A 4,923-nucleotide genomic window follows, 5' to 3' on the forward strand; every position below is an offset into this window, starting at 1 on the left:
ATTTAATATATGACTAGATAAGCAGAAATAGGCTCAAGTGCGATCGCTTTTTATTGAGTTAAATATAACCAACAACTCCACACATAGCTATTCTTATTTATTTTTATGCTTTCGCAGTAATTACTATTGTCACTACAAATTTTCTCCTGAGAAAAGATTTATGCTGGACTACTAGCTAACCATAACCTAATCCTTCCTGATAATCAACTTAGTTAGTGTCTCTACTAAACGCTCTTTCTCTAAGGGAATAATTTCTTCTCCATACAGCAATTCTTGCAACATTAGATAATAAACTAAACTACCCACAAAAATCCTCACTGTAGCCTCTGGATCTGCTATGTTTAAATCAGGATGATTATCTAAATACTCCGTTAAAATCTTAATTCCTGGTTTAGCTATATTGTGTATATATGCTCTCGCTAATTCGGGAAATCTCCCGGATTCACCGATAATAATTCGTAGGAAATTTTGTAAATCGCGATCGCCACTCGCCATCCCTATCATTTTATATGCTAATTCTGTCAATACTTTTTGGGGATCTTCTTCCCCATCCGGTAATCTTTGTATACTTAGTATAGGTTGGAATTTCTTTTGGGCTAAACGCTCAATTAAAGCATTAAATAGTTGCTCTTTGTCTTGAAAATATTTATATATTGTCGCTTTTGATACACCCGCATTACTAGCAATGCGATCCATACTAGTCGCTGCATATCCTTGGGCAAGAAATTCTGCCATTGCCCCTTCTAGTATTGCTTCTTCTTTCTTCGTTAATTGTTGCTTGTCTATATCTACCATATTTTTCTATTTATCTTTGATTATCATAGCTCAAAATCTACTTGCCAAACTAAACCGTTTAGTTTTATTATAAAAGAAAATAAACTAAACAGTTCAGTTTACTCTTATGTTAAATCCCAGCAAAGATTTAGAAAACAAACAAACTAAGGGAATAAAAATAGGGATTGTTGCCCTAGCCTTAATAACTGGAGGAGTGATAACTTATCAAATAGTTACATCAAAAAACTCTACCACCCCAGTAGAATCAACACCCCTTAGCAGTGAAGTAAAAGTAGATACAGTAACTGCCTTAGGAAGATTAGAGCCAGTAGAAGAAGTAATCCAGGTATCAGCGCCAGGAGGAGCATCCGGTCAAACTATAGAGCAGCTTTTAGTAAAAGAAGGAGATAAAGTCAAAAAAGGGGAAATAATCGCCATCTTAGATAATAATAGCTTAAGAAAAGCAGCTTTAGTGCAAGCAGAAGCCCAACTAAGGGTAGCAGAAGCAAGATTAGCCCAGGTAGAAGCGGGAGCACAAACAGGAGAAATTACCGCCCAGAGAGCGACTATAGATAGAATTATTGTAGAGAGTCAAAATAATATTCTTGCTCAAACTGCCCAAGTAGAGAGACTCGAAGCAGAATTAAACAATGCTCAAGTAGAATACCAAAGATATAACCAACTCTACCAAGATGGAGCAATTTCTGCCTCAGAAAGAGACAGTAAAAAACTCATACTCGATACCACCCAAAGACAACTAGAAGAGGCAGAAGCAACCTTAGAGAGAATTAAATCAGGTAGTAGGAAACAAATAGAAGAAGCAGAAGCAACCCTTAACCGTATTGCCGAAGTGCGCCCAGTAGATGTAAATATTGCTGTTGCTGAAGTTGAGCAAGCACAAGCCGCCATTAACCAAGCAGAAGCAGAATTAGAACTTACCTATATTAAAGCACCAATAACCGGGGAAATCATTGATATTCTCGCCCGTCCAGGAGAAGAAGTAGGGAATACAGGTATAGTAAGAATGGGGCAAACAGAACAAATGTATGCGATCGCCGAAATCTACGAAAGTGATATCCAAAAAGTTAAAGTAGGGCAAACTGCCACTATCACTAGTAATGCCTTAGAAGAGACATTATCTGGAGTAGTAGAAACAGTAGGCTTAGAAGTTAAGCGACAAGAAGTAATAAATACAGATCCTGCTGCTAATATTGATGCCAAAATTGTTGAAGTCAAAATCCGACTCAATCCCGAATCTAGCCAACAAGTCTCAAGCTTAACCAATCTTTTAGTAACAGTAAAAATTGATATATAGCAATTCTCATACTGGTGAGAAAGGTTATCCTTTTGAGGCTCCGAGGCACCGAGGCACGGAGGCACCGAGGCACGGAGGCTCCGAGTTAGGTACAACCTCATGAGTCCGAAAAATGCTATATAGACTCACCTTATATGAAATACAAAAATAAATGCTAAAAACGAGGTGATGACAAGCAACCTTGAGCCCCCCTTAGCAAGCTATGCTTTATAAGGAACTCACCAAACCCTTGTATAGCAGGGAGCACCGGAGCACGGTCGCAGGGAGAGGGGTTTTAAGTAAAATTACTTAAGTTGTGGAAAATGTATAGTAATATACATTATTTTCTTAAACAAAATCTGAAAAAGCACTAAATCACAAGTTGGTGTTTTTGTCAAGTCTTATGTTAAGAAAGATGTTTATAAAGGATAGCTTAGCAAGGGGGGTTGGGGGGATCTAATCTGCTTCTATATTTTGAGCATTTTTTAATCAATTTGATATTACCAGTAAAAACATTACTAGATAACCATGAAACGACTAATCAAATCTTGGAGAAATCGCACACCCCTAGGCTTTTTACAACTAAAACACGATTTAGGCAAACTAGCGACAGCCTTAGCCGGAGTAGCCTTTGCAGACATACTAATTTTGATGCAGATGGGGTTTCTCAATGCCCTGTTTGACAGTAGCACTGAAATTCATCGTCATTTAGACGCCGATTTAGTGATGATGAATACTCAAGCCTTGAATTGGACAGAATTATCAACTTTTAGCCGGAGAAGACTATACCAAGCAGCAGATATACCGGGTGTAGACAATACGGAAGCAATGTATATAAATTCTGTGCGCTGGAAAAACCCTCAAACCCAGCAAAAAACTTCTGTGCTGATTATCGGTATTGATACTAATACTCAAACAATCAAGATACCGGAAATCAACAATAATTTAGATGCCATTAGATTACCAGATACATTTTTATTTGACAAAGGATCTCGGGGTGAATATCAAGAATTTATCGCCAAGATGGAAACAGGAGAAACAGTAACCACAGAAATCGAAAGAAACACTATTACTGTAGCAGGTTTATTTAGACTAGGAGCTTCTTTTGGTGCAGATGCCACCTTAGTTAGTAGTCAAGAGAATTTTTTGCGTTTATTTCCCAGAAAACAAGCAGGCGCTGTGAATTTAGGATTAATTAAACTTACACCCACAGCCGATGCAGAAACAGTTAAAGATAATTTGAACACCTACTTCGCCGAATTGGGAGATGTGCAGGTGATGACTATAGATGAATTTATTACCATGGAGAAAGCTTATTGGGCAGGAAATCGACCTGTAGGTATTGTTTTTGGCTTTGGGATGGTGATTGGTTTTATTGTAGGTATTGTGATTGTTTATCAGGTTTTATCTACTGATGTTAACGACCATCTTGCTGAATATGCTACTTTTAAAGCGATGGGTTACCGCAATACTTATCTACTAGGTGTGGTGTTTGAAGAGGCGATTATTTTAGCTGTTTTGGGTTTTATTCCTGGAGTTACAGTATCTTTGATCCTCTATTCTCTAGCCCGCCAAGCCACATTTTTACCTATGTATTTAACAGTAGGTAGAGCTATATTGATTCTAGCTATCACTCTAGTTATGTGTACTATTTCTGGAGTAATTGCCACCCGTAAGTTACAGTCTGCTGACCCCGCTGATATTTTTTAGAGTTTTTCATCATGTCTCAATCCCAATCAAGAAAACCCGTAGTGACTATTCGCAACCTTAATCATTATTTTGGTGAAGGTGAACTCCGAAAACAGGTTTTATTTAACATTAATTTGACTATTTATGCCGGAGAAATTATCCTGATGACTGGACCATCTGGGTCTGGTAAAACTACTCTTTTGACTCTCCTTGGCGCTCTACGCTCGATGCAATCAGGTAGTATGATAGTCCATGGACAGGAGTTATTTCAAGCTAAAACCTCTGATTTAATTAAAGCACGTCGCCAAAACGGTTATATCTTCCAAGCCCATAACCTGCATCGTAGTTTAACAGCTCTACAAAATGTAGGGATGGGTTTAGAAGTCCAAGGCATCTACTCACGCTCACAAATCCATCAAAAAGCCGAATATATGTTGCAACAGGTAGGATTAGGAGACCATTTGCATTACTACCCAGATCAACTTTCAGGAGGGCAAAAACAGAGGGTGGCGATCGCCCGTGCCCTAGTCAATCATCCTCCCCTGATTCTCGCTGATGAGCCTACAGCGGCTTTAGATAGTAAATCTGGTCGAGATGTGGTAACCTTAATGCAAAAACTAGCTCAAGAACAAGGTAGTACTATTTTACTAGTTACCCATGATAATCGAATTTTAGATATTGCTCAACGAATTGTTCAGATGGAAGATGGAAAGCTTAAAAAGCTCACATCTTCCATCTTTACCTAATGTTACTGGTGGATGAATAATGAGTAATGAGTTTTGAAGTAAGAAGTAATGAGTAAGAGAATTAATGCGATCGCGCTTAAAAATTGATTCTCCCTTGTCGGCCAATTTCTGTACTTTTGTTTTGGTGCAAGATATGGGCTAAAGGAAGAAAATTAAATAAAATATATTTAATTAGCGATCGCCAAATCAGGTACAAATAACTTGAGTCTTCTTCAACAGGCTGAATTATTAAGAATAAAAGCAAATTCAAAGCTAAACCTAAAAGTTAAAATACCACAGTTAAAAACAAGGTTCGTAGTTGGACCTTTAGTCCAAAAGATACGGAAAAGATTAAATGACCTCATCGGCGCGGTAAGATTTCCGAATTTGATAGGGCTTTAGCCCTACTACAAAACCAAGAGTGGCGATCGCGCGTGCTTT

4 protein-coding genes are annotated in these 4,923 nt (G+C 38.0%); 3 read left to right on the plus strand and 1 reads right to left on the minus strand.

The window, feature by feature from the left end:
- Nucleotides 1-186: 186 nt before the first annotated feature.
- Entirely contained in the window at nucleotides 187-795 is a 609-nt protein-coding gene (locus MW688_RS00030; RefSeq protein ID WP_486733852.1) for a TetR/AcrR family transcriptional regulator, read from the minus strand.
- A gap of 106 nt (nucleotides 796-901) precedes the next feature.
- Between MW688_RS00030 and MW688_RS00035 the strand changes: the two genes are divergently transcribed.
- From MW688_RS00035 to MW688_RS00045, 3 genes are all read left to right on the plus strand, one after another.
- Complete coding sequence (locus MW688_RS00035) at nucleotides 902-2,089, plus strand: ABC exporter membrane fusion protein (protein WP_486733853.1); 1,188 nt, start codon at nucleotides 902-904, stop codon at nucleotides 2,087-2,089.
- 507 nt (nucleotides 2,090-2,596) lie between these two features.
- Nucleotides 2,597-3,778 carry an ABC transporter permease DevC gene (devC, locus tag MW688_RS00040; RefSeq protein WP_486733854.1) on the plus strand — a complete coding sequence of 394 codons (1,182 nt, stop codon included), beginning with the start codon at nucleotides 2,597-2,599 and terminating at the stop codon, nucleotides 3,776-3,778.
- An 11-nt stretch (nucleotides 3,779-3,789) separates the two neighbouring features.
- Nucleotides 3,790-4,503, plus strand: coding sequence for an ATP-binding cassette domain-containing protein (locus MW688_RS00045; RefSeq protein WP_486733855.1), 714 nt, complete (start codon nucleotides 3,790-3,792; stop codon nucleotides 4,501-4,503).
- Nucleotides 4,504-4,923 lie beyond the last annotated feature (420 nt).

The organism is Johannesbaptistia floridana (assembly GCF_057440575.1).

Bases quoted from the DNA above. Each gene is read 5' to 3' on its own strand.
- MW688_RS00030 (WP_486733852.1), bottom strand. From the start codon at position 795: ATGGTAGATATAGACAAGCAACAATTAACGAAGAAAGAAGAAGCAATA.
- MW688_RS00045 (WP_486733855.1), top strand. From the start codon at position 3,790: ATGTCTCAATCCCAATCAAGAAAACCCGTAGTGACTATTCGCAACCTT.
- MW688_RS00035 (WP_486733853.1), top strand. From the start codon at position 902: ATGTTAAATCCCAGCAAAGATTTAGAAAACAAACAAACTAAGGGAATA.
- devC (WP_486733854.1), top strand. From the start codon at position 2,597: ATGAAACGACTAATCAAATCTTGGAGAAATCGCACACCCCTAGGCTTT.